The organism is Rhodococcus sp. IEGM 1370 (assembly GCF_033142325.1).
Lineage (GTDB): Bacteria > Actinomycetota > Actinomycetes > Mycobacteriales > Mycobacteriaceae > Rhodococcoides.
In genome coordinates this window covers 60,615-86,640 of record NZ_JAWLRY010000013.1, presented here as the reverse complement: position 1 = coordinate 86,640, position 26,026 = coordinate 60,615, and the positions used below count along the sequence as shown (strand labels likewise).

Below are 26,026 nucleotides of genomic sequence, written 5' to 3'. Positions count from 1 at the left end.
GCTAGCGCCGCCCCTTGTACTTTCCGCCGCCGCTGCGTCCGGGAGGACCGGAATCGGGTTGCAGCTGGATCAGCACGCCACTGATGCGGGTGCGGCGCAACGCCTCGACGGTCTCGTCGGCGAGGTCGGCCGGCAGTTCCACCAGCGAGTGGTCGGGACGAATGCTGATGTGCCCGAAGTCGCTTCGACGTAGACCGCCCTCGTTGGCGATGGCACCGACGATCGCTCCCGGGGCGACGTGATGCCGCTTACCGACGCTGATGCGATACGTCGCCATTTCCTGGCCGGTCTTGCGATGATGCGAGCTGGCCGCATCCTCGTCGAACGTGCGCGGGGGCCGGGGTTCACGCGGCTCGCGCGGTGCCCGCGGCGGGGCAGGCGGCTCGGGCTTGAGCAGGAACGCCTCGCCGTCGCGGGACTGAATGGCCAGCGCCGCCGCGATGTCGACCAACGGCACGTCGTGCTCGCGCTCGTAATCCTCGATGAGCCGGCGGAACAGCGCCAGATTCTCGTTGCCCAGGCTCTCGGTGATGGAATCCTTGAACTTCGTCACGCGCTGCGCGTTCACGTCGTCGACGCTCGGCAGCTGCATCTCGGTGATCGGCTGACGCGTCGCACGCTCGATGGCCTTGAGCAGGTGCCGCTCGCGCGGCGCGACGAAGAGCAGGGCCTGCCCGGCGCGGCCGGCGCGGCCGGTACGACCGATGCGGTGCACGTAGGACTCGGTGTCGTGCGGGATGTCGTAGTTGATGACGTGCGAGATGCGGTCGACGTCGAGACCGCGGGCCGCGACGTCGGTGGCCACCAGGATGTCGATCTGACCGTTCTTGAGCTGACCGATGGTGCGCTCACGCTGGGCCTGCACGATGTCGCCGTTGATCGCCGCGGCCGAGAAGCCCCGTGCGCGCAGCTTCTCGGCGAGCTCCTCGGTGGCCTGCTTGGTACGGACGAACATGATCATCGCCTCGAACTCTTCGACCTCGAAGATTCGAGTGAGCGCCTCCAGCTTGCGCTGATGTGCCACCTGGACGTAGCGCTGGGTGATGTTCGGTGCCGTCGACGTCTTCGTCTTGACGGTGATCTCCACCGGATCGTGCAGGTACTGCTTGGAGATCTTGCGGATCGCGGCAGGCATCGTGGCCGAGAACAACGCCACCTGCTTGTACTCCGGGGTATCGGAGAGGATGCGCTCGACGTCCTCCTGGAAGCCCATCTTGAGCATCTCGTCGGCCTCGTCGAGGACCAGGTACTCGAGCCCGGACAGGTCGAGGGTGCCCTTCTCGAGATGGTCGATGACGCGGCCGGGAGTACCGACGATGATCTGCGCGCCCTTGCGCAGACCGGACAGCTGGATGCCGTACGCCTGACCGCCGTAGATCGGCAGGATGTGCAGACCCGGAATGTGGGTGGCGTACTTGCCGAACGCCTCGGCGACCTGGAGCGCCAGCTCACGGGTCGGGGCCAGTACCAGGGCCTGCGGCACCCGACGCGAGACGTCGAGACGCGAGAGGATCGGCACCGCGAACGCGGCGGTCTTGCCGGTTCCGGTCTGCGCGAGTCCGACGACGTCGTTGCCTGCCATCAGCGGCGGAATGGTGGCCGCCTGAATGGGCGACGGGCTCTCGTAGCCGACATCACGGAGGGCCTTCAGGACCCGCTCGTCGATCCCGAGGTCGGCGAAGGTGATGTCGTCGCCCGCTGGAACGGCGGACTCCTGCGGGGGCGAATTCGTCTCGTCGGACGTCACGGCGGCATCCTGTTCAGTTTCTGAAGTGCTCATATGTCGCACGAGTTTAGTACCTGCTCGGGCCCTGCGAACCCTTCTACGCTGATCAGGTGACGAAAACGGTCACGACGGCCTACGGTGCGAGCGGCCTCACACCGGCGACCCGACACCCGAACGCGACTGCGGACCGTTAAGTTGTACCCCGAGTCACACTCAACTACCCCGGACTCGCGGCAAAGTCGACAAACCGGACACCCCGGATGGTGCGCCACGGCCTCGAATGTGATGAAATGCACAACTACCACGCTATTTTTCCGTAAGGGGTCCAGCAGTGCGCGAATATTCTGTGCCGGCGTCGTTCACCATTCCTGACGACGCATCCATGGCCGACACCGTCTACAGGTACGAGAAGGAATCGCCCAACTTCGTACCCTTCCAACGTCTGGTGAACGGCAACTGGACCGATGTCACCGCAGCTCGCTTCGCGACCGAGGTCGCGGCAGCAGCCAAGGGACTGATCGCCTCCGGTATCGAACTCGGCGACCGTGTCGCGATCCTCAGCGCGACGCGCTACGAGTGGGTCGTCCTCGACTACGCCATCTGGTCCGCAGGTGGCTGCACCGTCGCGATCTACGAGACCTCCTCCGCCGACCAGGCGCAGTGGATTCTCGAGGACTCCGCCACCAAGTTGCTCGTCGTCGAGACCGCAGCGCACGCCTCGAACCTCAAAGAGGTCACCGAGGGTGCCAAGGATCTGCGTGAGGTTCTGCAGATCGACGCCGGAGCCATCGACGAGCTGACCACCCGCGGAGCCTCGGTCAGCGACGAGGAACTGCATGCACGACGCCATCAGGTCAGCGCGGCATCGCCCGCGACCCTGATCTACACCTCGGGCACCACCGGACGACCCAAGGGCGTTCAGCTCACGCACGCCAACTTCTACGCCGAGGTGCAGGCCACCCAGATCGCGCTGCACGACTCGATGAAGGAGGGCAACCGCACGCTGATGTTCCTCCCGATGGCGCACGTGTTCGCCCGCGCCGTCTCGTTCGGCTCGTTCGAGTCCAAGGTCACCGTCGGACACACCTCGGACGTGACGACGCTGGTGGATCAGTTCGCCGTGTTCAAGCCGGACTTCATCCTGTCGGTGCCGCGTGTGTTCGAGAAGGTCTACAACTCCGCCAAGCAGAAGGCACACGACGGCGGCAAGGGTTCCATCTTCGACAAGGCCGCCGCGACGGCCATCGAGTGGAGCGAGGCCCAGGAAAAGGGCGGAGCCGGGCTGGTTCTGAACCTCAAGCACACGGTGTTCGACAAGCTCGTGTACTCCAAGCTGCGCGCCGCACTCGGCGGCAACTGCACCCGCGCGGTGTCCGGTGGTGGACCTCTCGGTGCCCGCCTCGGCCACTTCTTCCGCGGTGCGGGCGTCCCGGTCTACGAGGGCTACGGCCTGACCGAGACCAGCGCGGCCATCACCGTCAACACCACCAAGGAACAGCGCGTCGGCACCGTCGGCAAGCCCATCGACGGTCACTCGGTGAAGGTCGCCGAGGACGGCGAACTGCTGCTCAAGGGACCGGTCGTGTTCAGCGGCTACTGGCACAACGAGAAGGCCACGTCCGAGGCCATCGTCGACGGCTGGTTCCACACCGGCGACCTCGGTGCCATCGACCAGGAAGGCTACGTCTCGATCACCGGCCGCAAGAAGGAGATCATCGTGACCGCGGGTGGCAAGAACGTCGCCCCCGCAGTGCTCGAGGACGCCCTCCGCGCGAACGCGATCATCAGCCAGTGCCTCGTCGTGGGCGACGCCAAGCCGTTCATCGGTGCGCTCATCACCCTCGACCCGGAAGCACTGCCGGGCTGGCTCGAGCGGCACAACCTGTCCGCGGACATTCCGTTCTCCGAATTGTCCAAGAATCCCGAGATGGTCGCCGAGATCGACAAGGCCGTCGCCGAGGCCAACAAGAAGGTCTCGAGCCCGGAGCAGATCAAGAAGTACACGATCCTCGAGAACGACTTCACCGTCGAAACCGGTGAGCTCACCCCGACGATGAAGCTCAAGCGCAACATCATTCATGCCGAGCGCGGCAGCGACATCGAAGCCATCTACTCGTAGATCGACCACAAGAGAACGGGCCCGGCGCGATCCTCGCGCCGGGCCCGTTCTTTTTGTTTGTCAGGACATGTGGTCGTCGAGGAACTCCGCCACCACCGACGTCACCTGCAAGTGGATCTTCTCGTGCAGCAGGTCGTGGCCACCGTCCTCGAATTCGCGCAGGGACGCGTCGGGAACGCCGCCGATCCACTCGCGCACCGCATCGACCGGAGCCAGACGATCGTCCACGCCGTGCACGGCCAGCAGCGGAATCACGTTGTCGGCGAGATCGGTGACCGAGCCGGTCACCGACTTGGGCGTTCCGCACAGTACGGCGCACTGCACCGCTTCCGGATGCGCACCGAGGGCTGCGATGGCCGTCGCCGCGCCCAACGAATGCCCCATCAGTGCGAACGACAGCTCCGGGTGTTCGGCCTCTGCGATCTCGAGCAACTGCAGCGCGTTCTGAGCGAGTGCGGGAATCTGAGCGGCGTCCGTCAACTCACCTTCGGTGAGGCCGTGGCCCACGTGATCGACCGCCCACACATCGACTCCGCGTCCGTTGAGGACGCGAGCGAAACGGTGATAATGGCCGCTGTTCTGGCCGAGACCGTGCAGAAAAACGAGACCGAAACGAGCATCGGGGACAGTCCAGTTTCGGTAATGGACCGCGCCGGTGGCTCCGTCGAAAAAAGGCATTCGATCATTTTGCCTCCTCGCGACGGCATCCGCGCGCAACGTGACCGGAACCGCTCGCGGCGGTGACTAGGGTGGGCGCGTGTTCCTCATCGGCGATCGCGTCATCTACAGCGCCAGCGACCTCGCCGCGGCAGCGTCGTGCGAATTCGGACTGCTGCGCCGACTCGACGGCCTCACCGGTCTGATCCCGCGAGCCACCGCCGAGCCGGATCCGATGCTCGACCGCACCTCTGCACTCGGATTCGAGCACGAACGCCGTCAACTCGAGACATTCCAGCAGCGGTTTCCCGGCGGCGTCCTGACGATGGACCGACCGGGACGCACAGCGCAGGAAATGGCCGACGCGGCCTGGTCGACGTTCACCGCCCTGACCTCCCGCACACCCGTGGTCTATCAGGCCACCTTCTTCGACGGCCGATTTCTCGGTTTCTGCGACTTCCTGGTGGCCGAGGGCGATCGGTACGCCGTGTACGACACCAAACTGTCGCGGCACGCGAAGGTGTCGGCACTGCTGCAGTTGGCGGCCTACGCGGACGCGCTGCGATCCGGCGGCATCACCCCGAGCGACGAGGTTCACCTGATGCTCGGGGACGGCAGCGACTCCGCGCAGTCGCTCGCCGAGATCCTGCCGGTCTACCGACAGTCCAGGAAACACCTGCAACACATCCTCGACGAGCACCACGCCGAGGGAACCGTCGTCGACTGGTTCGACTCGCGCTATTCCGGCTGCGGACAGTGCGAGGCCTGCACGGTCGAGGTGGAACAGCACCGCGACCTGGTTCTCGTCGCAGGCATGCGCGCGAGCACCAGGGACAGACTGCTCGACGCCGGCATCTCGACGGTCGACGAACTGGCTGCATCGACCGGAAGCGTGGACGGTATGTCGTCTCGCACGGTCACGAATCTGCGAGCTCAGGCCGCGCTGCAGGTTCGTCAGGAACACAGCGGCGACGCCGAGTTCGAGATCTTCGACGCCGACGCCCTCGGAGTGATCCCCGAGCCCGATCCGGGAGACATCTTCTTCGACTTCGAGGGCGACCCACTGTGGGCCGAGGCCGGCAGTGCCGAATGGGGACTCGAGTACCTGTTCGGTGTCTACACCGCCGACGGCGACTTCCTCCCGTTCTGGGCGCACGATCGCGCGCAGGAACGCCGCGCCCTGATCGACTTCCTCGACTACGTGACCACCCGTCGCGCCGCCTACCCGAACATGCACGTCTACCACTACGCGCCGTACGAGAAGACCGCGCTACTGCGCCTCGCCGGACGCTACGGAGTGGGTGAGGACGCAGTCGACGACCTACTGCGGGACGACGTTCTGGTCGACCTCTACCCGATCGTGCGATCTGCGGTGCGCATCGGAGCCAGGTCCTACAGCATCAAGAAGCTCGAACCCCTGTACATGCCCGCGGCCCGCGACGGGGACGTCACCGATGCGGCCGCGTCGATCGTCGAATACGCGAACTGGTGCGATCTACGAGACCAGGGCAAGGACGCCGAGGCTGCTGCGCTCCTCGCCGATATCGCCGAGTACAACCGCACCGACTGCGAATCGACGCTGCAACTGCGGGATTGGTTACTGAGGCGCGCGTCGGACGCCGGTGTGCACCCGCGGGCTCGGCAGCATCTCGAACTCGAAGACGGTGCGACGGACACCGCGAGCCCGCTGGAGCTCGAACTCGCCGACTACGCCGGTCTGCCGTGGGAGCGCACCTCGACGCAGCAGGCCGTCGCATTGTTCTCCGGTTCCATCGGCTACCACCGCCGCGAGCGAAAGCCGTTCTGGTGGGCGCACTTCGATCGCCTCACCCACCCGCTCGACGAGTGGGCCGACGCGGCCGACGTGCTGAAGGTCGAGCGCGCCGAGCTGGTGCACGACTGGATGAAAACTGCACCGAAGCAACGGGTCCTGCGACGACAGCTCAAGCTGTTGGGACACCTGAGCAGCGGCGTCCTGTCGAGCTCGAAGGTCAAGCTGCTCTACGACAACCCGGCCCCGGAGGGATTACCGAAACAGCAGCCGACCCATCGCGCGACCACGACGGTCGAGATCGTGGAGGCGGGCTACGAGGGCACCCTCGACATGGTGGTGGTGCAGGAGAACCTGCGCAAGGGAGTGGACGAGTACTCCGACTTCCCCGTCGCCACCGCACCCGAGCCGCCCCCGGCCACCAAGTATCTGGAGCAGGCGATCGTTGCCGTCGCGGCCGAGGTCCACTCCGCCCTGCCGCACCTTCCTCGCACGGCCGTCGCCGATCTGCTGACGCTGTCGCCGCCCCGAACCCGTTCCGGCACCGGCCTTCCCGAGGTGCGCGCCGGTGACTACGCGGCGGCCGTCACGGCGGCACTGCTCATTCTGGACCGGTCGTACGTTGCCGTACAAGGACCACCCGGGACCGGGAAGACGTACACCGCTGCGCGGGTCATCGCCGAGTTGGTCGATGTCCATCACTGGAAGGTCGGCGTGGTGGGCCAATCGCATCACGTGGTGAACAATCTGCTGGACACGATTGTTCAGGCCGGAGTCGACCCGGGTCGGGTGGGTAAGAAAGCACCGACCGCCCACACCGTCCTGGACCCGACGGACTACTGCCGCTTCGTCACCGACGCCGAGGACGGCTGCGTCATCGGCGGTACTGCCTGGGACTTCTCCAACCCCGGCCGCATTCCGCCCGAGTCGCTCGATCTGCTGGTCATCGACGAGGCCGGGCAGTTCTCCCTGGCCAACACCATCGCCGTCTCGGTGTCCGCACGCAACCTGCTGCTGCTCGGCGACCCGGCACAGTTGCCGCAGGTCAGCCAGGGCACTCACCCAGAACCCGTCGACGAGTCGGCTCTGGGTTGGATCACCAGCGGTCACCCGACGCTGCCCGTCGACCGCGGGTACTTCCTGGCCACGACGTGGCGGATGCATCCCGATCTGTGCGCGCCGGTCTCGGCACTGTCGTACGAGGGCAAGCTCGAGTCCAACCGTGCTGTGACACAGGCACGTTCACTGGAGTCGCTCGACCCCGGCCTGCACCTCGTCTACCTCGACCACCACGGCAACTCCACCGACTCGGTGGAGGAAGCCGACGAGATCGTCACTCACGTGCAGAAGTTGCTGGGCCGACTGTGGAGCGACCCGCAATCCTTCGAGGGTGCGCGGCCGATGGACCAGGGCGACTTCCTGGTCGTCGCGGCCTACAACGCGCAGGTGGCCGTCATCGCCCTGCGACTCGCGGCCGCCGGACTCGACGAGGTCTCGGTGGGCACCGTCGACAAGTTCCAAGGACGGCAGGCACCGGTGGTGTTGATCTCGATGGCCGCGTCGGCAATCGAAGACGTGCCACGAGGCATGGGATTCCTGTTGTCCCGCAACAGACTCAACGTCGCCGTCTCGCGAGGCCAGTGGGCCGCGATACTGGTCCGGTCGCGGGCACTGACCCGGTACCTGCCGTCGACCCCGGCCGGACTGGTCACCCTCGGCACATTCATGAGCCTGTGCGAGAACGGAATTCAGCCGAACGCCATGCCCTCACCACGATAGGTGGGGACCGCCTCGACGGACCCGTCGGCGTGTACCAGATGCAGGGTGTCGAATCGCTCGCACAGCTCGCCGGCCTTGGCATGCCGGAACCAGACGCGATCACCGATCCTGATCTCTGCCGCTCCGCTCACCGGAGTCTGGACCTCGCCCGCACCTTCGTTGCGCAGCAACTTCAGACTCGACGTCACCACGCCCCTGGCCTTTCTCGACCACGCGATCGGCCGCGGGGACCTCGACGTCGACGCCGGACCCGACGCGATGTAGCCGCCGCCGAACAACGTCGCGATCTGCGGCGTCGGCTTGCGCACCGCGGGCAACGCGAAGAACAGCGAGGGCTCGGCCGAGAACGCGCGATACCGATCGAAGAGCGTCGGCGCGAACAAACCCGATCCCGCGGTCACCTCGGTGACGACCGGATCGGTCGCCGAGAACTCGATCGACCCGGTCCCGCCACTGTTGACGATCTCGATCCGGCCGACTGCCGCGGTCACTGCCTCGACCACCGCCGTTCTGCGCGTGGAGATCTCACGAGACGACAGCGACTTCATCCATTCCACCGCGAGATTGGCGTCAGGCACACCGGCGATCTGCGCCTCGTAGAACATCAGCCCGACCACCCGGAACCCCCGCGCCTGCGCCGCCCGCGCGAAGGCGGCGACCTGCTCGGGTTCGCGCAGCGGCGAACGTCTGACACCGATGTGCAGCGGCCCGATCCGCAGCGAGGCATCGACGTCGAGACAGATACGGGGCTTGAGAAGATCGCTGGCGGTGGCGTCGCGCACGATGTCCAGCTGTGCGACGTCGTCGACCATCAGCGTGATGCGCCCCGACAGAACACGATCGTTGACGACCTCGGCGAGGGCGGTGCGGTCGACCGTCGGGTACCCCATCAGGATGTCCTCCACGCCGTGGCGTGCCAACCAGATCGCCTCACGCAGGGAGTACGCCATGACCCCGCTCACGCCGTCGGCCGCGAGCACCCGCTCCAGTACCGCCCGGGACCGAACCGACTTGCTCGCGATCCTGATCGGCACTCCGTCCGCCCGTGCTCGCAGCGCCGCAGCATTGGCATCGAGGGCCGCCAGATCGACTGCAGCCAAAGGTGATTCGAGCCCTTCGGTGGCAGCTGCGATACGGGACAGTGGTGTCGTGTCGGTGGTTGCGACACCGGCGATCGAACTCATGCGGCTCATTCCTTTGTCGTTGCCAGGTCCGAACAGTCAAACACTCCACAGCCGAGAAGTCCCGGCGAGCATTCAGCGGTCCTGAGCCTTGGCCGCTATCAGACCCGACAGGTCGTCGATCTGCGCCAGCACCTCGAGATCGTCGCCGTCGACCAACCATCGCAGCACCAGGCCGTCGAGGGTGGCCATCCCGAAACGCGCGATCGACGCCACCGGCTCCAGCCAGCGCGTCCCGGTGTGGGCGGAACACTTCTCGAAGAACAACCGGGCCTCGGAGTCCCGGATTCGGTACTGCCCACTGGCGATCTCGGCGGCCGTGGCGGACCCGAGCGCACGATGGCGCAGCAGATAGGTCTTGATCTCGTACGCGAGCAACTGCCGACCCGGTGACTTCTCGATCAGCAACCACACCGCGCTCAGACCGCCGTGCACCAGCTCGCGCAGACCACGGACACCCGGAAGTTCGCGCGTGCCCACCGCGCTGTCCAACGCGGCATGCAGAATCTCGGTGACGTCGACGATGAGGTGCTCCCCCATCGCGATCACCAGATCCTGCTTGGTCTCGAAGTGGTACTGCACGATGCCCTTGGTGACGTCAGCGTGCTCCGAGAGAGCGCGCACGGTCAGAGACTCGATGCCGACCCGCTCCGCGACATCGATCGCAGACTGCACCAGTTGTGCGCGCCGCACATCAGCGGGCAGCCTCGATTGCATCACCCGATCCTAGGGCGCGGACGAGTTCTGTGCCTCCGATTGACCCACGGGAGTGGAGCCTGCGGAATGACCTGGAGGTTGCAGCAGTGGAGCCTGCGGAACGACCCTGGGGTTTCGGGAGTGGAGCCTGTGGAACGACCCGCGGTTCGAGCAGTGCGATAGTGATTCGATGATCGAGCGGTCGTGGCAGAACTGGGCGGGCAATCAGCATGCGTATCCGGTGCATCGAGCCGAGCCCTCATCGGTGGACGAGTTGCGTGCGATTCTGCGGGATGCCGTCGAACGATCTCGGACGGTGCGGTGCGTCGGAGCGGGCCACTCGTTCACTCCGATCGCGGTCACCGACGGCGTTCAGATCAGACTGGATTCGCTGCGCGGGATCGACTCGGTGGTGCGCGAGGACGACGGTTCCGCCCGGGTGACGGTGCTCGCAGGCACCCGGCTGCGCGAGCTGACCGCGCGGTTGTGGGACCTCGGCCTGGCCATGACCAACCTCGGCGACATCGACGAACAATCGATTGCCGGAGCCATCTCCACGGGCACTCACGGAACCGGAGCCCGCTTCGGCGGCATCGCCACCCATGTGCGCGCACTGGAACTGATGACCTCGGACGGCCGGCTCGTGCAGTGCTCTCGCGAGGAGAACACGGAACTGTTCGACGCGGCCCGCGTCGGGCTCGGTGCGCTCGGCGTCATCACCCGAGTCACGCTCGAATGCGTTCCGGCCTTCGCCCTCCGGGCCGTCGAGGAGCCGTCGACGCTCCGGGCGACGCTCGCCGATCTCGATGCGATCGTGGCAGGCGTCGACCATTTCGAGTTCTACTGGTTTCCGCACACCGACCGGGTGCTGACCAAACACAACACCCGACTGCCCGGCGACGCTGCGCTGCGTCCGCTGGGAAAGGTGCGGTCGTATCTCGACGACGAATTGCTGTCCAACACGGTCTTCGAGGTCCTCAACCGCGTGGTGACGCGGGTGCCTGCCCTGATTCCACGCCTCAACGCGGTCTCGGCGAGAGCGCTGTCAGCCCGCGAGTACACCGATCGTTCGTACCGGGTGTTCGCATCGTCGCGGACCGTCAAGTTCGTCGAGATGGAATATGCCGTGCCTGCAGCCGAAATCGGCCGGGTGCTGCGCGAGGTGGATCGCTGGCTCGAGCGGTCTGCCATGTCCATCGCGTTCCCGGTCGAAGTGCGGTTCGCCGCGGCCGACGACATCTGGCTCTCCACCGCGTACGGACGCCCGACGGCCTACATCGCCGTGCACCAGTACCACCGACGCGATCACCGCGAGTACTTCGACGCCGTCGAGGCCATCTGCCGCAGCGTCGGCGGCAGGCCACACTGGGGCAAACTGCACTCCCTCGGCGGCGACGAGCTGCGCGATACCTACGAACACTTCGACGACTTCCTGCGTGTTCGGGATGCGATGGACCCGATGACGCTGTTCGGCAGCAGATACCTCGAATACCTACTGTCCTGAGTGGCCTACCGGTGTAGCGCTGCGCGCAATTTTTGCTCCACTCCTGCGCCGTTCGAGTGGGTTTCCCCAGGTGAACGCGTCGAGTGGAGTGTCCTGTGCACGTAGCCACTCCCCGCACGCTTACATTGGAACGAGTGAGCACAGGAAAACGCGCGCTGTCCGGCATCGTCGCCGCCGGGGTGGTCCTCGGCGTCGGTGAATTGATCGCCGTCCCCATCGGACCCAACTCGTCACCGCTGACCGCCGTCGGGTCCTCGGCCGTCGACAACAGTCCGGCCCCGATCCGTGAATGGGCCATCGACACGTTCGGTACCTCCGACAAGCTCGCCCTGTTCATCGGCATGGCAGTGGTGATCGGAGCGATCGCCGCGGCAGCAGGCATCGCCCGCAAGCCGATCGGTGCCGTGGTGTTCGCCGCGCTGGGCGTCGTGGGCGTACTCGCCGCAGTGACCCGACCCGACGCGACGGCTCTCTACGCAGTCCCGACCATCGGCGGCGTCATCGTCGGCATCGTCGTGCTGCACGCCCTCATCGGTGCCGCCGCGCCTGCGACCGAGGGAATGAACCGACGCAGCTTCCTCACTCTCGCCGCCGGTGCCGCGGTGCTCGGCGTCGTCGCCGGAACAGCCGGACGGATGCTCACCTCCGCCCGCGCCGTCACCGCCGATCGACTCGGCTTCATGCTGCCCACACCGACGCCGCAACCCCCGATACCGGCCGGGGCGGACCTACAGATCGACGGCCTCGCGTCGTACATCACCCCGAACGACGACTTCTACCGCATCGACACCGCGTTGGTCGTGCCGCGCGTGGCGTCCGAGGACTGGTCGCTGCGCATCCACGGCATGGTCGACCGCGAGATCGAGCTGACGTTCGCCGACCTCGCCGAGCGCCAGGCAGTGGAGAAGACGGTCACGTTGACCTGCGTGTCCAATATCGTCGGCGGCGACCTCGTGGGCAATGCGACGTGGATCGGCTACCCGCTCAAGGACATTCTCGAAGAGGCAGGCATCTCCCCCGACGCCGACATGGCCCTGTCGTCGAGCAGCGATGCCTTCACCGCGGGCACTCCCCTCGAGGTTCTGCTCGACGGTCGCGACGCCCTGCTGGCCGTCGGGATGAACGGTGCACCGCTACCCGTCGAGCACGGCTACCCGGCCCGGCTCGTCGTCCCCGGCCTGTACGGATACGTCTCGGCGACCAAGTGGGTCACCGACATCGAGATCACCCGCTTCGACCGCGCGACGGCATACTGGACCGACCGCGGTTGGGGCGAACGCGGACCGATCAAGACGGCCTCACGGATCGACACCCCGCGATCGGGCAGTTCCGTGCCGGCCGGCCAGACGGTGATCGCCGGAGTGGCGTGGGACCAGCACACCGGAATCGACGGCGTGGAAGTGCAAGTGGACGAGGGCAACTGGGTGCCGGCCACGCTGTCGGAGGAGTACTCCAAGGACACCTGGCGGCAATGGACGGTCGAGCTCGACCTACCCGCGGGGCAGCATTCGATCCGCGCCCGCGCCACCAACTCCGCCGGAGAACTGCAGACCAACATGACCGCCGACACCGTTCCCGACGGTGCCACCGGCTACCCGAAGATCTCGGTGACGGCGACCTGATCCAGACAGTCGCGCTGATCTAGACAGTCGCGAAGCTCGCGCGAATCGAGTTCTCGGCCAGCTGCTTTCGCTCGGCCGTGGTGAGACCCATTCCCGCTTCGAGGGCAGAGAAATTATCGTCGACGTAGCCGCCGAAGTAGGCGGGATCGTCGGAGTTGATCGACACCGACAGGCCCCGCTCGAGCATCTGTCGCAGCGGCAGCTGCTCGACATCGTCGATCACCTTGAGCCGGACGTTGGACAGCGGGCATACCGTGAGCGGAATCTGTTCCTCGACAAGACGATTCACCAGAGCCTCGTCTTCGAGGCACCGCACCCCGTGGTCGATGCGCTCGACCTTCAGCAGATCCAATGCCTGCCAGATGTAGTCGGGTGGACCTTCCTCACCGGCGTGGGCGACGACGTGCAGACCCTCGGCGCGGGCCTTGGCGAACACGTCGACGAACAGCGATGGCGGGTAGCCCACCTCTGCGGAATCGAGGCCGAGACCGATGATCGGGGCCCGCATGGCCAACAGATCGTCCAACAGCTGATTGGCATGCAGCACGGGCTTGTCCCGCAGGATCGACGCGATCAACCCACTGGAGACACCGAATTCGCGCTCGCTGGATGCGCAGGCGTCGGCCAAACCGTCGACGACGGCCTCGAGCGGGACACCACGCTCGGTGTGCGCCTGCGGATCGAAGAAGATCTCCGCGTGCGTCACCCCGGCCTGCGCGGTGCGGCGGAAGTAGGCCCGGGCGAGGTCGGCGAAATCCTCGGCAGTGCGCAGCACGGCCATGTTCGCGTAGTACAGATCCAGGAACGACTGCAGGTCGCTGAACTCGTACTTCGCCCGCAATTCATCGATGTCGTTGTACGGCAGTGACAATCCGTTGCGCTCGGCGAGATCGAATATCAGCGGAGGCTCGAGCGACCCTTCGATGTGCAGGTGCAGTTCGGCCAGCTGATCGGTACTCACTCACCCGATGCTACTTGCCCGTGTACGTAGCCTTCCCCGGGCCGACCTCGAGGAAGCTCTTCACCGCACCCCGCAGATCCTCGGTCTCGAACAGTGCTCCGGAGACCTCCGAGGTGATCTCGTCCGCGTGGGCCACGCCGCCCGAACGCCACGCTGCCACAATCTGTTTGGTTGCCGCATGCGCGACGGTGGGGCCGTCGGCCAGGCGATGCGTCAGCGCGAGCGCCGCGGCATCGACGTCGTCGTGGATCTGATTGACCACGCCCCACTCCTTCAGCGTCTGCGCGTCGTACAGATCACCGGTCATGACGAGCTCGCGAGCTCGACCCGAACCGGCCCGCTCGGCGAGGCGCTGCGGTCCACCCATCGACGGTGTCAGACCGACGACGGTCTCGACCAGACCGAACTTGGCCTTGGGACCGGCGAGAATGATGTCGCACGCCAGCGAGATCTCGAACGCCGCCGTGAGCGTCAAACCGTGCGCGGCGTAGATCACCGGGCAGGGCAGCGCCTCGAGCGGATGGGCAATCTGTGCGAACAATCCACGCCACAGATCGGCACCCTGCGCGGCGGACAGACCATCGAAGACGTGCACGTCGACGCCCGCAGAGTTCACCTTGCCCTCGGCGCGCAACAACACCGCCCGCGGGGGGCGTGCGACGAGATCGGCAACGTTCGCGGCAACCGCGTCGAACATGGCCTGATCGAAGAGGTTGAGCGGACCGTGGTCGAAGGTGAGGACGGCGAGCTCGGCGCCTGCCGCGGTGGTCGATCGAACGAGCGAAGTGGGTGCGTCAGCCATGGTTCGCATAGTGCCACACCGGTCCGGGACGGTTGTTACCAACGAGTATTGTTCGCTGATAACTCACCGTTACCGAGAGGAACAGATAGATGAAGCGCAGCTTGTTCGAGGCCGATCACGAGGACTTCCGCGCGTCAGTACGCGAATTCGTCACCCGGACCATCACACCGGTCGAGGAAAAGCTCGTCGAGCAGCGATACATCGACCGCGAGATCTGGCTCGAAGCCGGACGCAACGGCTTCCTGGGACTGGAAGTACCGGAAGAATACGGCGGTAGCGGAGCCGAGGACTACCGATTCAACGCCGTCCTCGCCGAGGAACTCGCCCGCTCGAGCGCCGCGGTGGCGTCGTGCTTCGGTATCCACGTGGACATCGTCGCGCCCTACTTGGTCAAGCTCACCACCGAAGAGCAGAAGAAGCGCTGGCTGCCCGGCTTCTGCAGCGGCGAGATCCTCACGGCGATCGCGATGACCGAACCGTCCGGTGGCTCCGACCTGGCCGCGCTGAAGACCACTGCCGTCAAGGACGGAGACGACTTCATCATCAACGGTTCGAAGACCTTCATCACCAACGGCAACTCCGCAGACCTGGTCATCGTCGCCACCCGCACCACGCCGGAGAAGAAGGCCAAGGGCATCACGCTGTTCGCCGTCGAGAACGGCACCGAAGGGTTTTCCCGCGGCCGCAAGCTCGACAAGGTCGGTCAGCCCGAATCCGACACGGCCGAGCTGTTCTTCGAGAACGTGCGCGTCCCGAGCTCGAACATGATCGGCGAGTTCGACGGCGGCTTCATCCACATGATGCAGCTACTCCCCCAGGAACGAATCAGCTGCTCGGTGGCCAACCTCGGACACGTCCGTCCCATTCTCGAGGAGACGCTGCAGTACGCCAAGGATCGCAAGGCATTCGGCCAGCAGATCGGCTCACTGCAATGGAACAAGTTTCTGCTCGCCGAGCTCGTCACCAAACTCGATGTGGCACAGGCGTACATCGACAACTGCATCGCCGCACACGGGATCGGTGAACTGACCGCCATCGACGCCGCCAAGGCGAAGTGGTGGAGCTCGCAGGTGCAGAACGAAATTCTCGACCACTGCGTCCAGCTACACGGCGGCTACGGATTCATGAACGAATACCGCGCCGCTCGGGCGTGGAAAGACGCTCGCGTGACGAAGATCTGGGCCGGATCGAACGAGATCATGAAGGAACTGATCGGACGCGATCTGGGGCTGTAGGTGAGTGCCTGCGGCAGTGGTGTGAACAAGTGCCCTGGAAGGCACCCAACCGCACCACTGCCGCAGGCACTTCGAAACAGACGAAGACCGGATACTCGGAATTTCTTCCGTGTATCCGGCCTTGTCACCGAGTTTCTGGTGGAATTTACTTCGGAAAGGTCACTCCACCAGGAGAAGTCGGGTTACGAAGCTTGAATCAGATGGCGCGGACGCCGGTAGCCTGGGGGCCCTTCTGACCCTGGCCCACCTCGAACTCCACGCGCTGGCCCTCGTCGAGCGACTTGAAGCCGCTACCCTGAATCTCCGAGTAATGAACGAAAACGTCCGGTCCGCCACCATCCTGCTCGATGAAGCCGAAGCCCTTTTCGCCGTTGAACCACTTCACACTGCCCTGCGTCATTCTGTAAACCTTCTGTAAGCGAGCTAGATCTTCACGTCGAAGCTCTAATCTCAAAAGTGAGTCTGCCATCTATCGGCGCTGAGCGAAACACCGGGGGCGAAAAAGTTCGAAAGATTGCTTTTGGACGGTGAAACCGGAACGTCGCTCAGCGCCTCGGTGGCTAGGGTTCAGACGTGGATCTCCCCCTTCTCGATGCCGGCCCTTTCGATCCCCATCGACTCGACATCGTCCGTCTGGCCTGGTGCCGCCGATTGCAGATGGACGATCGAGCCCTCGACACCGACGCCGAGCGCGTCGAACATGTCGGTGCCACCGACGACGTCACCGTGCTGCGACTGGCCGAGACCACCGTGATCGTCGGACCGTCCTGGGCCGTTGATGCCTCTCGCGCGATCAGCGGCCCGGCGAGCGCGGACCGAACCTGGATCACGTCACTGCTCGGCGACCGTTCGGCGCAGTACGAGATCGGCACCCACACGCTGGCGTACGGCTCGGACATCGGCCACACCATCGACGTACACGACCCGCTGATCTCCCACGATGCGCAGCACGCACGCAACCTCGCCGCGCACTGCAGTGACGCCGACGTCGCCGAAGCATTCGGCGAGCCGGTCTCGCGAAACTGGTTCACGCTGCTCGGCGACGACCGACCTGCCGACTCGGCCCATTCGCTCGCATCGGCCGGCTACTCGGAGGAGCAACTGATCCTGGCCGACATGCGGGTCCTGACCGACCCGAACCATCGCCGACGGGGCCACGCCCAGGTGGTCGGCAGGCTGGCCACCAACGACGCCATCGACGACGGCCTGATTCCGCAGTGGCGATCGAGACCCGAGAACGCCGTTGCTCGACGCCTCGCCGCGCGGCTGGGATATGTGGAAATCGGCGCGTGCCACACCGCAGTGCTCCGACCGTGACCCGGTTGAGCCGGCAACGAACTGGGTAGCGTCGAGATGAGACCGATCGATGTGAGGAGTTCGAGAGCATGGCCGACGATGCCGCATATGTGGAACCGGGCAAGGAATTCAAGCGCGACACCAACTACATCCCGACGCGGATCACCGCCGACGGCCGGGACGGGTATCCGGTGGAGCCGGGACGGTACCGACTGATCGCCGCGCGCGCCTGCCCGTGGGCCCATCGATCCATCATCGTCCGACGGCTACTCGGCCTCGAAGATGTTCTCTCGCTCGGCATTCCGGGTCCGACCCATGATCCTCGGAGTTGGAACTTCCAGGAGGAGCCCGGCGGCGTCGACTCTGTTCTGCAGATCCCTCGACTTCAGGACGCGTTCTTCGCCCGCTTCCCCGATTACGAGCGCGGCATCACCGTCCCCGCGATCGTCGACGTTCCGTCCGGCGAGGTCGTCACCAACGACTACCCGCAGATCACCCTCGATTTCTCGACCGAGTGGACGCAGTATCACCGCGACGGCGCCCCCGATCTGTACCCGGAGGCCCTGCGCACCGAGATCGACGAAGTGGCCCAGCTGGTGTTCGAGGACGTCAACAACGGCGTCTACCGCTGCGGATTCGCTGGATCGCAGGAGGCATACGACAAGGCCTACGACCGACTGTTCGCCCGCCTCGACTGGCTCGTCGAACGCCTCTCCACGCAGCGATACCTGGTCGGCGACCACATCACCGAGGCCGACGTGCGCCTGTTCACCACACTGGTGCGCTTCGATCCCGTCTACCACGGCCACTTCAAGTGCAACCGCAGCAAGCTCAGCGAGATCCCGGTGCTGTGGAACTACGCACGCGACCTGTTCCAGACCCCCGGATTCGGCGACACCGTCGACTTCGACCACATCAAGCGGCACTACTACGAGGTGCACACCGACATCAATCCGTCGGGCATCGTGCCGAACGGACCGGACCTGACCGGGTGGCTCGAACCCCACGGCCGCGAAGCCCTGGGAGGATCACCCTTCGGCGACGGCACCGCTCCCCCGCCGCCGAAGCCCGACGAGCTCGTTCCGCCCGATCACTGGGTGCGTTGAACCCCAGGTTCGACCGGCAACCACACACGCGACCGAAAGAGACATCGATGGCAGGCAAGAAGGACGACGCACAGGTCGAGGTCTCGAACGGAGGCAAGCTCGAACGCGCGCTCGTCAACATCCTCGACAACGCCAGCCGCCTCCAGGGACCCGCCGTCGACAAATACGTCGCGCACGTGCGTCGAGCACACCCGTACGACACCCCGGCGCAGATCATCGAACGGCTGGAGAAGCGATTTCTGCTCGCCGTCACCGGCAGCGGCTCCGCGGTGGGCGGGGCGGCGGCGATCCCCGGCGTCGGGACCGTCGCCTCGATCGCGGCGGTGGGTGCCGAAACCGCGTTCTTCATCGAGTCCTCCGCATTGCTGACGCTGTCGGTCGCGGCCGTCCACGGCATTCCCGTCGAGAATCACCAGCAGCGACGCGCCCTGGTGCTCTCGGTCGCGCTGGGAGAATCGGGCATGCAGATCGTGCAGCGAACCGTCGGCAAGACCGCCAAGAACTGGGGACCGCTGATCACGTCTCGAATTCCCGGTGGATCGATGACCAGCATGAACAAGTCCTTGGTGAAGAAGTTCATCACCAAGTACCTCGCCAAACGCAGCGCGTTGTTGGTCGGCAAGTTGCTTCCCGCCGGAATCGGCGCGGCGATCGGCGGGGCGGGAAACCGCGCCGTCGGCAAGGGCGTCATCAAGAACGCCCGCGACGCGTTCGGTCCTCCGCCTGCCCGGTTCCCGGAGAACCGCATCATCGAGCCGGATGCCTGAATCGATGGGGCATCCGCGGAATCATCACGCGAGGACGGCGTTGAACCCGATATGACTTCCACACCTGAACTCGGCAAGTACGGCGTCTGGCGACTGCATTCGGCGTTCACCCCTGAACTGTCGCGCGCGATCGAATCCTTCGGCTACGGCACGATCTGGCTCGGCGGCTCACCGCCTGCGGATCTGACCACCACCGAGGAGATCCTCGACGCCACCGAGACGGTCGTCGTCGCCACCGGCATCGTCAACATCTGGTCGGACGCAGCGGCCGACGTCGCCGCGTCGTATCACCGGTTGGAGAGCAAGCACCCGGGCCGTTTCGTGCTCGGGATCGGTGCCGGCCACCCGGAGGCGACGCAGGAATACACCAAGCCGTACGACGCCTTGGTGGCCTACCTCGACGCTCTCGACGAGGCCGGAGTTCCGGTGGAACGACGCGTCCTCGCAGCCCTCGGACCGAGGGTGCTCGCGCTGGCGGCCGACCGCACCGCGGGTGCGCATCCGTACCTGACGACCCCCGAGCACACCCGAGAAGCGCGAGAAGCATTGGGCCCGAGCAAGATTCTGGCACCCGAGCACAAGGTGGTCCTCGAGTCGGATCCGGAGAAGGCGCGCTCGATCGGCCGACCACCGGTCAACAACCCGTACCTGCACCTGCGGAACTACACCAACAATCTGAACCGACTCGGCTACTCCGACGAGGAGATCGGCGACGGCGGCAGCGACCGACTGATCGACGCGTTGGTGGCGCACGGCACCGCCGACGCGATCGCAGCACGGTTGAACGAGCACCTCGACGCGGGTGCGTCGCACGTGACCCTGCACTCGCTACCCGACCTGGCCGATCCGCTCGAGACGTACCGAGAGATCGCCGCCGCGCTGCATCGCTGACCGAAGACGGCGCTCTCGAGGGCGATGTCGGGTGCACCCCGTAGCCTCGGGTACCGGTTGCCGCGAGCAGCCGGTACACGAGGTGACCAACGGCAAGGGGGATTGCGCGCAGATGACCAGCTATCCGGGAGCAGCGCTCGAAGCGCAGGCGCTGACCAAGCAGTTCGGCACCGTTCGCGCAGTGTCGGATCTGAGCTTCGTCGTCCCGCGCGGCACCGTCACCGGATTCCTCGGCCCCAACGGCTCGGGTAAGTCGACGACGCTGCGCATGCTCCTCGGGCTCGTTGCACCCACCTCGGGCGTCGGCCTCGTCAACGGCGCGCCGTTCCGCACGACCGAACACCCGGCCCGCACGGTGGGGGCCGTCCTCGACTCGTTGAGCGTGCACCCCAAGCGCAGCGCTGCCCATCACCTGAAGATCTACACCGCCGCGATCGGCGTACCCGACAGCCGCGCCCTCGACGTACTGCGACTCGTCGGCCTCGGCGACGTTGCCGACCGCGCCGCAGGCGGCTTCTCCCTCGGCATGCGTCAACGCCTCACTTTGGCGACAGCGCTGCTGGGGGATCCGGAAATCCTCGTGCTCGACGAACCCGCGAACGGTCTGGACCCCGAGGGAATCGCCTGGCTGAGGGACTTCCTCAAGGCATACGCCGCATCGGGGCGAACGGTCCTGATATCGAGTCACATTCTGCGCGAGGTCGAGCAGACCGTCGACAACCTGGTGATCGTCAGCGCCGGCTCGCTGAAATACCAGGGTTCCATCGCACAACTGCGGTCCACCCGCCCCAGCCGCGTGCTCGTCGCCGCCTCGGATCCGGCGAAACTGGCGCTCGCGTTGGCGTCGAACGGCTTCAACGATTCCCAACTGCTGCCCGACGGACGCATCGGTGTTGCCGGGACCGACGCGGCCACGATCGCCCGCATCGCAGCCGACGCCCAGGTGACGATTTTCGGGACCACGAGTGAACACGTCGACCTCGAGCAGGTGTTCCTGTCCATGACCGCGGGTCAGTACAACGCCGCACCCGTCCAACAGAACCCGTACGGCGGGCCGCAGCAGGGTTACGGCCCACCGCCGCCGGGTTACGGCCCGCCGCCGCCGGATTACGGCCCGCCGCCGCAGAGTTACGCTCCGCCGCAGAACTGGAACGGGGGCCAGCGATGAACGCGTTGCTGACGTCGGAGATCCGCAAGGTCACGACACTGAAGTTCTGGTGGGCACTGGCGATCGCGCCGATTGTCGTCGGAGTCTTCGCATCCGTCATCACGTCGGTGATCGCGAACCAGCTGGGCGAGTTCGAGGAGGACCTGGACATCTCCGGCGGGGTCGCCTCCATCGGTCTCTACGTCGCCGCCGGTGCCGCGATTCTGTTCGCCGGCATCTTCGGTGCCGTCAACACCGGAACCGAGTTCCGCCACCAGACCATCACCACCAGCTTCCTCACCGCTCGCGGCCGAGACGGAGTGATCGCCGCCAAGCTCATCGTCACTGCGTTGTTCGGCCTCGGATACGGCATGGTGGTGCTGCTGGCCAGCCTGATCTGCCTGCTGATCTTCAACGAGCGGACCGTGCTGCTCGACGGCGCGTTCATCGGCGTGGTGGCGTCGTGCCTCCTCTCCGTCGTGCTGTGGTCGATCATCGGTGCCGGCCTCGGTCTGCTGCTCAAATCTCCGACGTGGGCCGCCGTCGTGCTCGTCGCCTGGCTCCCGTTCGGCGAGGGTCTGCTCTCGCTGATCCTGTTCGGACTCGGGCTCGGATCGGTCGCCGTGGCGCTTCCGTCGAACCTGACCCTGCCGACCATGGCGGCGACGCAACTCGACGACGCGGGCGACCTGGCGTCATGGCCGTGGGCACCGCTTGGCCTCGCGCTGTGGGCGGCGATTCTCACCGGCGTCGGTTGGTTCCTGGCCCGCACTCGCGACATCGACTGAGGTCGGTACCGGGAGTGGAGCCTGCGGAACGACCCGGACAGCCGGTCCCCACATTCGCAGGCCGACGCTGTCGGTGCCCGGGTCTACCGTGGTGAATCGATGGCACACAGTAATGCGGTGAAAGACCGTGCAGCGGCACCCCGACGCGGCTCGTCGACACTCGACAGCGCAGAACCCGCGCCGATTACCCGGCGTGGGTGGATCAGACGTCTGATCGCGCAGTGCCTGCTGCATCGACGTACGGCACTCGGAGCCCTGGGCGTGACGATGATCGCCGCGGTCATCGACATCTCGTTTCCGCTGCTCACCAGGGCGGCGATCGACGACGCGACCGCAGGCAACGGCGAGAAGATCGCCACCGTCGCCGCCGCCATCGCACTGTTGGGTCTGGTCCGGTTCGCATGCCAATTCGGTCGACGCATGCTCGCCGGCCGGCTCTCGATCGACGTTCAGCACGATCTGCGCCTGGACCTGCTCGCGTCGCTGCAGCGGCTCGACGGTCGGAAGCAGGACGAGATCCGCACCGGCCAGGTGGTGTCGAGATCGATCACCGACCTGCAACTCGTGCAGGGTCTGCTGGCCATGGTGCCGCTGTCCGCGGGAGCCGTCCTGCAGTTCGTACTGGCGCTGGCGGTGATGGCGTATCTGTCGCCGCTGCTCACCGTTGTCGCGGTCCTCATCGTTCCTGCGGTCAGCATCGTGGTCTACCGAATGCGGCCCACTCTCTTCGCGGCCACCTGGTCGGCGCAACAACGCGCCGCCGATCTGGCTCAGCACGTCGAGGAAACCGTCACCGGCGTTCGAGTCGTCAAGGGCTTCGGCCAGGAAGCCCGTGCGGTGGATCGCATCGAGACGCTCGGTCGCACGCTCTTCGCCGAGCGCATGCGATCGGCGAAGATCAACTCGCGGTTCGCACCGTCGCTGGCCACCATTCCGCAACTCGGACTCGTCGGAGTCATCGCCCTGGGCGGCTATCTGGCCCTGCAGGGCCACATCACGATCGGCACGTTCCTGGCCTTCGCCACCTACGTCGCAACCTTGTCCGCCGTGACCCGCACCGTCTCGTCGGTGGTGATCATGGCTCAGCTCTCCCGCGCGGCCGTCGAGCGCGTCTACGAGGTGGTCGATACCCAGCCGTCCGACCCGGAACCGGCCGCCCCCGTCGCATTGCCCGACGGCCCGCTCGGAGTCCGCATCTCCGAGGTGACCTTCGGGTTCGAGCCCGAACGCGATGTGCTGACCGGCCTGAATCTGACCATCTCGCCGGGTGAGACGGTGGCCGTCGTCGGCCACGCGGGCTCGGGAAAGACCGCTCTCGCCCTGCTGCTCCCCCGTTTCTATCGCCCCTCCGAGGGACAGATTGCGCTGACATCCGACGGAACGTCGTTCGATATCGACGACCTCGACTCGACGTCGCTCCGCGAAGCGGTCTCGCTGGTGTTCGACGAGCCGTTCCTCTTCTCGGACACCATCGCCGCCAACATCGCCCTCGGCAGGCCCGACGCCACAGCGGAGGAGATCGAGCATGCGGCGCGGCTGGCACAGGCATCGACCTTCATCGACGCGCTGCCCGAGGGATACGACAGCCTCGTCGGCGAACGCGGACTCACCCTCTCCGGTGGCCAACGCCAACGCATCGCACTGGCCCGTGCTCTTCTCGTCGAGCCGCGCATTCTGATTCTCGACGACGCCACCTCGGCAGTGGACGCCGAGACCGAGGCCGCCATCTTCGACGCGTTACGTGGCGTCCGGACGCGCGCGACCCTCGTTCTCGCTCATCGCCGCTCGACCCTGACCCTGGCCGATCGCGTCGCCGTGCTCGACAACGGCCGCATCATCGACACCGGAACCGTCGACGAACTCGATCGGCGTTGTCCGTTGTTCCGGGCCCTCCTGGCCGGTGGAGACGGCGAGGAGAACGACGATCCCGGTGCGGAGCCGACCGTCGACCCCTCCGCCGACACGCTCTGGCCGGACACGGATCCGGAGTCGACGGTCGAGCCCGGCGCAGTCTCGACACCCGCGCCCGGAGGCGGCGGTGGTCACGGAACTGCGATGGCCGGGGCTTTCGGATCGCTCGCACCCACACCCGCCATATCCCGGGCAGTCGCGGCCCTGCCGCCTGCGACCGAGGATCCGGGCACATCCGGATCGCAGCTGCGTCGACCCGACCCGGAGTTCCGGCTGCCGAGACTGCTGAGCCCCGTGCGCTCGTTGCTCGCCGTCGTGGTGGTGCTTCTCGCGCTGGACTCACTGGCCTCGATCGCCTTCCCCTCGCTCGTTCGCTACGCGGTGGACAACGGAGTGGCGAGTGGAGACTCGAACACCCTGTGGATCGCCACCTCGATCGGCGTCGTGTTGGCAGCGGCGAGTTGGTTCGTCGTCTGCTGGACGACGGTGATCACCGCGCGGGCGGGTGAGCGAGTGCTCTTCGGACTCCGCGTCCGCAGCTACGCGCACATTCAGCGGCTCGGCCTCGACTACTACGAACGTGAGCTGTCGGGCCGCATCATGACCCGCATGACCACCGACGTCGACGCACTGTCGTCGTTCATTCAGACCGGGGCATCGACGGCGGTGGTGAGTGTGTTGACCGTCGTCGGTATCGCCGCCGCTCTTCTCGTCACCGACCCCACTCTCGGGCTGGTGGCGCTGGCCGTCGTGCCACCGCTTGCCGTGGCCACCGTGATCTTCCGGCGCATCTCCTCGGCGGCGTACTCGACGTCCCGCGAGCGAATCTCCATCGTCAACGCCGATTTCCAGGAGAACGTCACCGGCCTGCGCGCGGCACAGGCCTACCGGCGCGAGGAGTACGCCGCATCCCGATTCGCCGAACGCTCCGACCGCTACCGCGCGAGTCGAATGCGATCGCAGACCGCGATCTCGGTGTTCTTCCCCCTCATCACGTTGCTCTCCGATATCGCCCTCGCCGTCGTCGTGTTCGTCGGCGCGCACCAGATCGCCACCGGCACCACCACAGCGGGCACCCTCGTGGCGTTCGTGCTCTACCTCGGACTGCTCTTCGGACCCATCCAGCAGCTCTCGCAGGTGTTCGACGGTTACCAGCAGGCACGTGTCGGTGTCGGCCGCATCGGGGATCTCCTGCGCACCACGAGTTCGATCGAAACCTCCGCCGACGCGAACACCACCGCACTTCCCGGCGGACGCCTTCGCGCCGACATAGAACTCGTCGATGTCGGTTTCCGGTATGCCGGGGCTCACTCCGACGCCCTGAGTGAGGTAAATCTCACCATCCCCGCCGGGACCACCGTCGCCTTGGTCGGACGGACCGGCGCGGGCAAGTCCACGGTGGTGAAACTGCTGGCCCGCTTCTACGATCCGACCTCCGGATCGGTGCGGGTCGGCGGCCACGATCTACGCGACTATCGCCTCTCGGACTACCGCCACCGACTCGGCGTCGTACCGCAGGAAGCGCACCTGTTCACCGGAACCGTGGCGTCGAACATCGCCTACGGCAGACCCGATGCCAGCCGCACCGACATCGAGAACGCGGCACGCTCGGTGGGTGCTCTGAGCACCATCGCCGCACTTCGCGGCGGTATGCACCAACCCGTCGGCGAGCGCGGCCAAGGACTGTCCGCAGGTCAACGACAGCTGATCGCACTGGCCAGGGCCGAGCTGGTCGACCCCGACCTGCTGCTCCTCGACGAGGCCACCGCCACGCTCGATCCCGCGACCGAACGCACCGTGCTAGCCGCCGGCAGTGCCGTCGCGCGTACTCGCACCGCAGTGGTCGTCGCGCACCGCTTGGCCACCGCCGCGCGGGCAGATCTGATCGTGGTGGTCGACGGCGGCCGTATCGTGGAAGTAGGTCGACATTCGGAGCTCCGCACGCAGGGCGGCTTCTACGCGCAGCTGTGGACTGCAGCCGAAACGAACCGAGGGAATAATTCGATAATCGAAGGTGTCATCGACAACGAGGCCGATGGTTACCGGTGAGTACATATCACAGCTACG

General features: G+C 66.0%; 19 protein-coding genes. 12 read left to right on the top strand and 7 right to left on the bottom strand.

Going from position 1 to position 26,026, the window contains the following annotated elements; all coding sequences use genetic code 11:
* Position 1: 1 nt before the first annotated feature.
* Positions 2 to 1,780, bottom strand: coding sequence for a DEAD/DEAH box helicase (locus R4P47_RS16655; protein ID WP_068053249.1), 1,779 nt, complete (start codon positions 1,778 to 1,780; stop codon positions 2 to 4).
* A 277-nt stretch (positions 1,781 to 2,057) separates the two neighbouring features.
* Between R4P47_RS16655 and R4P47_RS16650 the strand changes: the two genes are divergently transcribed.
* Positions 2,058 to 3,845 (top strand): AMP-dependent synthetase/ligase, encoded by a 1,788-nt coding sequence (locus tag R4P47_RS16650; protein ID WP_300525300.1) that lies wholly within the window; start codon positions 2,058 to 2,060, stop codon positions 3,843 to 3,845.
* 60 nt (positions 3,846 to 3,905) lie between these two features.
* Here R4P47_RS16650 and R4P47_RS16645 read toward each other — a convergent pair whose 3' ends face one another.
* Positions 3,906 to 4,523 (bottom strand): alpha/beta hydrolase, encoded by a 618-nt coding sequence (locus tag R4P47_RS16645; protein ID WP_068053245.1) that lies wholly within the window; start codon positions 4,521 to 4,523, stop codon positions 3,906 to 3,908.
* Between the two features lie 79 nt (positions 4,524 to 4,602).
* Here R4P47_RS16645 and R4P47_RS16640 point away from each other — a divergent pair, with 79 nt between their 5' ends.
* On the top strand, positions 4,603 to 8,052 hold the full coding sequence (locus R4P47_RS16640) for a TM0106 family RecB-like putative nuclease (protein WP_317785223.1): 3,450 nt from the start codon (positions 4,603 to 4,605) through the stop codon (positions 8,050 to 8,052).
* Here R4P47_RS16640 and R4P47_RS16635 read toward each other — a convergent pair.
* Both R4P47_RS16635 and R4P47_RS16630 read right to left on the bottom strand, forming a co-directional pair.
* Positions 8,022 to 9,236, bottom strand: coding sequence for an alanine racemase (locus R4P47_RS16635; RefSeq protein WP_317785222.1), 1,215 nt, complete (start codon positions 9,234 to 9,236; stop codon positions 8,022 to 8,024). The two genes, R4P47_RS16640 and R4P47_RS16635, sit on opposite strands and share 31 nt — an antisense overlap.
* A 72-nt stretch (positions 9,237 to 9,308) precedes the next feature.
* Positions 9,309 to 9,950, bottom strand: coding sequence for a TetR/AcrR family transcriptional regulator (locus R4P47_RS16630; protein ID WP_068053247.1), 642 nt, complete (start codon positions 9,948 to 9,950; stop codon positions 9,309 to 9,311).
* A 169-nt stretch (positions 9,951 to 10,119) separates the two neighbouring features.
* On the opposite strand from R4P47_RS16630, the gene R4P47_RS16625 reads away from it, so the two are divergent.
* Positions 10,120 to 11,433, top strand: a complete 1,314-nt coding sequence (locus R4P47_RS16625) for a D-arabinono-1,4-lactone oxidase (protein WP_317785221.1) — start codon at positions 10,120 to 10,122, stop codon at positions 11,431 to 11,433.
* Between the two features lie 134 nt (positions 11,434 to 11,567).
* Positions 11,568 to 13,055 carry a molybdopterin-dependent oxidoreductase gene (locus tag R4P47_RS16620; protein ID WP_317785220.1) on the top strand — a complete coding sequence of 496 codons (1,488 nt, stop codon included), beginning with the start codon at positions 11,568 to 11,570 and terminating at the stop codon, positions 13,053 to 13,055.
* A gap of 19 nt (positions 13,056 to 13,074) precedes the next feature.
* On the opposite strand, the gene R4P47_RS16615 is transcribed toward R4P47_RS16620, so the two are convergent.
* Together R4P47_RS16615 and R4P47_RS16610 are read right to left on the bottom strand one after the other, a co-directional pair.
* Positions 13,075 to 14,016, bottom strand: coding sequence for an adenosine deaminase (locus R4P47_RS16615; RefSeq protein ID WP_149407955.1), 942 nt, complete (start codon positions 14,014 to 14,016; stop codon positions 13,075 to 13,077).
* A gap of 10 nt (positions 14,017 to 14,026) precedes the next feature.
* On the bottom strand, positions 14,027 to 14,818 hold the full coding sequence (locus R4P47_RS16610; RefSeq protein ID WP_068053232.1) for an enoyl-CoA hydratase/isomerase family protein: 792 nt from the start codon (positions 14,816 to 14,818) through the stop codon (positions 14,027 to 14,029).
* A gap of 89 nt (positions 14,819 to 14,907) precedes the next feature.
* Here R4P47_RS16610 and R4P47_RS16605 point away from each other — a divergent pair, with 89 nt between their 5' ends.
* Positions 14,908 to 16,053 (top strand): acyl-CoA dehydrogenase family protein, encoded by a 1,146-nt coding sequence (locus R4P47_RS16605; RefSeq protein WP_032396497.1) that lies wholly within the window; start codon positions 14,908 to 14,910, stop codon positions 16,051 to 16,053.
* Between the two features lie 196 nt (positions 16,054 to 16,249).
* Here the strand turns inward: R4P47_RS16605 and R4P47_RS16600 are convergent, their stop codons facing one another.
* Positions 16,250 to 16,453: a cold-shock protein gene (locus R4P47_RS16600; protein ID WP_008714360.1), complete on the bottom strand. Its 204-nt coding sequence runs from the start codon at positions 16,451 to 16,453 to the stop codon at positions 16,250 to 16,252.
* A gap of 173 nt (positions 16,454 to 16,626) precedes the next feature.
* Here R4P47_RS16600 and R4P47_RS16595 point away from each other — a divergent pair, with 173 nt between their 5' ends.
* The 7 genes from R4P47_RS16595 (at position 16,627) to R4P47_RS16565 (ending at position 26,008) form a co-directional block, all read left to right on the top strand.
* A complete protein-coding gene (locus R4P47_RS16595; protein ID WP_317548508.1) occupies positions 16,627 to 17,370 on the top strand; it encodes a GNAT family N-acetyltransferase in 744 nt (247 codons plus the stop codon).
* Between the two features lie 68 nt (positions 17,371 to 17,438).
* Positions 17,439 to 18,455, top strand: coding sequence for a glutathione S-transferase family protein (locus tag R4P47_RS16590; protein WP_317785219.1), 1,017 nt, complete (start codon positions 17,439 to 17,441; stop codon positions 18,453 to 18,455).
* 47 nt (positions 18,456 to 18,502) lie between these two features.
* Positions 18,503 to 19,222, top strand: coding sequence for a hypothetical protein (locus tag R4P47_RS16585; protein ID WP_094668546.1), 720 nt, complete (start codon positions 18,503 to 18,505; stop codon positions 19,220 to 19,222).
* 51 nt (positions 19,223 to 19,273) lie between these two features.
* Positions 19,274 to 20,113 carry an LLM class F420-dependent oxidoreductase gene (locus tag R4P47_RS16580; RefSeq protein ID WP_149407952.1) on the top strand — a complete coding sequence of 280 codons (840 nt, stop codon included), beginning with the start codon at positions 19,274 to 19,276 and terminating at the stop codon, positions 20,111 to 20,113.
* Between the two features lie 112 nt (positions 20,114 to 20,225).
* Positions 20,226 to 21,281, top strand: a complete 1,056-nt coding sequence (locus R4P47_RS16575; protein WP_317785242.1) for an ABC transporter ATP-binding protein — start codon at positions 20,226 to 20,228, stop codon at positions 21,279 to 21,281.
* On the top strand, positions 21,278 to 22,048 hold the full coding sequence (locus tag R4P47_RS16570; RefSeq protein WP_317785218.1) for an ABC transporter permease: 771 nt from the start codon (positions 21,278 to 21,280) through the stop codon (positions 22,046 to 22,048). The genes R4P47_RS16575 and R4P47_RS16570 overlap by 4 nt, the downstream gene beginning before the upstream one ends.
* 99 nt (positions 22,049 to 22,147) lie before the next feature.
* Entirely contained in the window at positions 22,148 to 26,008 is a 3,861-nt protein-coding gene (locus R4P47_RS16565) for an ABC transporter ATP-binding protein (RefSeq protein ID WP_411567345.1), read from the top strand.
* The last annotated feature ends 18 nt before the right edge of the window (positions 26,009 to 26,026 follow it).

Excerpts from the sequence above, each read along its gene's own strand:
- R4P47_RS16590 (WP_317785219.1), top strand. The coding sequence starts at position 17,439 with ATGGCCGACGATGCCGCATATGTGGAACCGGGCAAGGAATTCAAGCGC.
- R4P47_RS16645 (WP_068053245.1), bottom strand. The coding sequence starts at position 4,523 with ATGCCTTTTTTCGACGGAGCCACCGGCGCGGTCCATTACCGAAACTGG.
- R4P47_RS16630 (WP_068053247.1), bottom strand. The coding sequence starts at position 9,950 with ATGCAATCGAGGCTGCCCGCTGATGTGCGGCGCGCACAACTGGTGCAG.
- R4P47_RS16610 (WP_068053232.1), bottom strand. The coding sequence starts at position 14,818 with ATGGCTGACGCACCCACTTCGCTCGTTCGATCGACCACCGCGGCAGGC.
- R4P47_RS16625 (WP_317785221.1), top strand. The coding sequence starts at position 10,120 with ATGATCGAGCGGTCGTGGCAGAACTGGGCGGGCAATCAGCATGCGTAT.
- R4P47_RS16570 (WP_317785218.1), top strand. The coding sequence starts at position 21,278 with ATGAACGCGTTGCTGACGTCGGAGATCCGCAAGGTCACGACACTGAAG.
- R4P47_RS16600 (WP_008714360.1), bottom strand. The coding sequence starts at position 16,453 with ATGACGCAGGGCAGTGTGAAGTGGTTCAACGGCGAAAAGGGCTTCGGC.
- R4P47_RS16565 (WP_411567345.1), top strand. The coding sequence starts at position 22,148 with ATGGCACACAGTAATGCGGTGAAAGACCGTGCAGCGGCACCCCGACGC.
- R4P47_RS16575 (WP_317785242.1), top strand. The coding sequence starts at position 20,226 with ATGACCAGCTATCCGGGAGCAGCGCTCGAAGCGCAGGCGCTGACCAAG.
- R4P47_RS16580 (WP_149407952.1), top strand. The coding sequence starts at position 19,274 with ATGACTTCCACACCTGAACTCGGCAAGTACGGCGTCTGGCGACTGCAT.
- R4P47_RS16655 (WP_068053249.1), bottom strand. The coding sequence starts at position 1,780 with ATGAGCACTTCAGAAACTGAACAGGATGCCGCCGTGACGTCCGACGAG.
- R4P47_RS16635 (WP_317785222.1), bottom strand. The coding sequence starts at position 9,236 with ATGAGTTCGATCGCCGGTGTCGCAACCACCGACACGACACCACTGTCC.
- R4P47_RS16585 (WP_094668546.1), top strand. The coding sequence starts at position 18,503 with ATGGCAGGCAAGAAGGACGACGCACAGGTCGAGGTCTCGAACGGAGGC.
- R4P47_RS16605 (WP_032396497.1), top strand. The coding sequence starts at position 14,908 with ATGAAGCGCAGCTTGTTCGAGGCCGATCACGAGGACTTCCGCGCGTCA.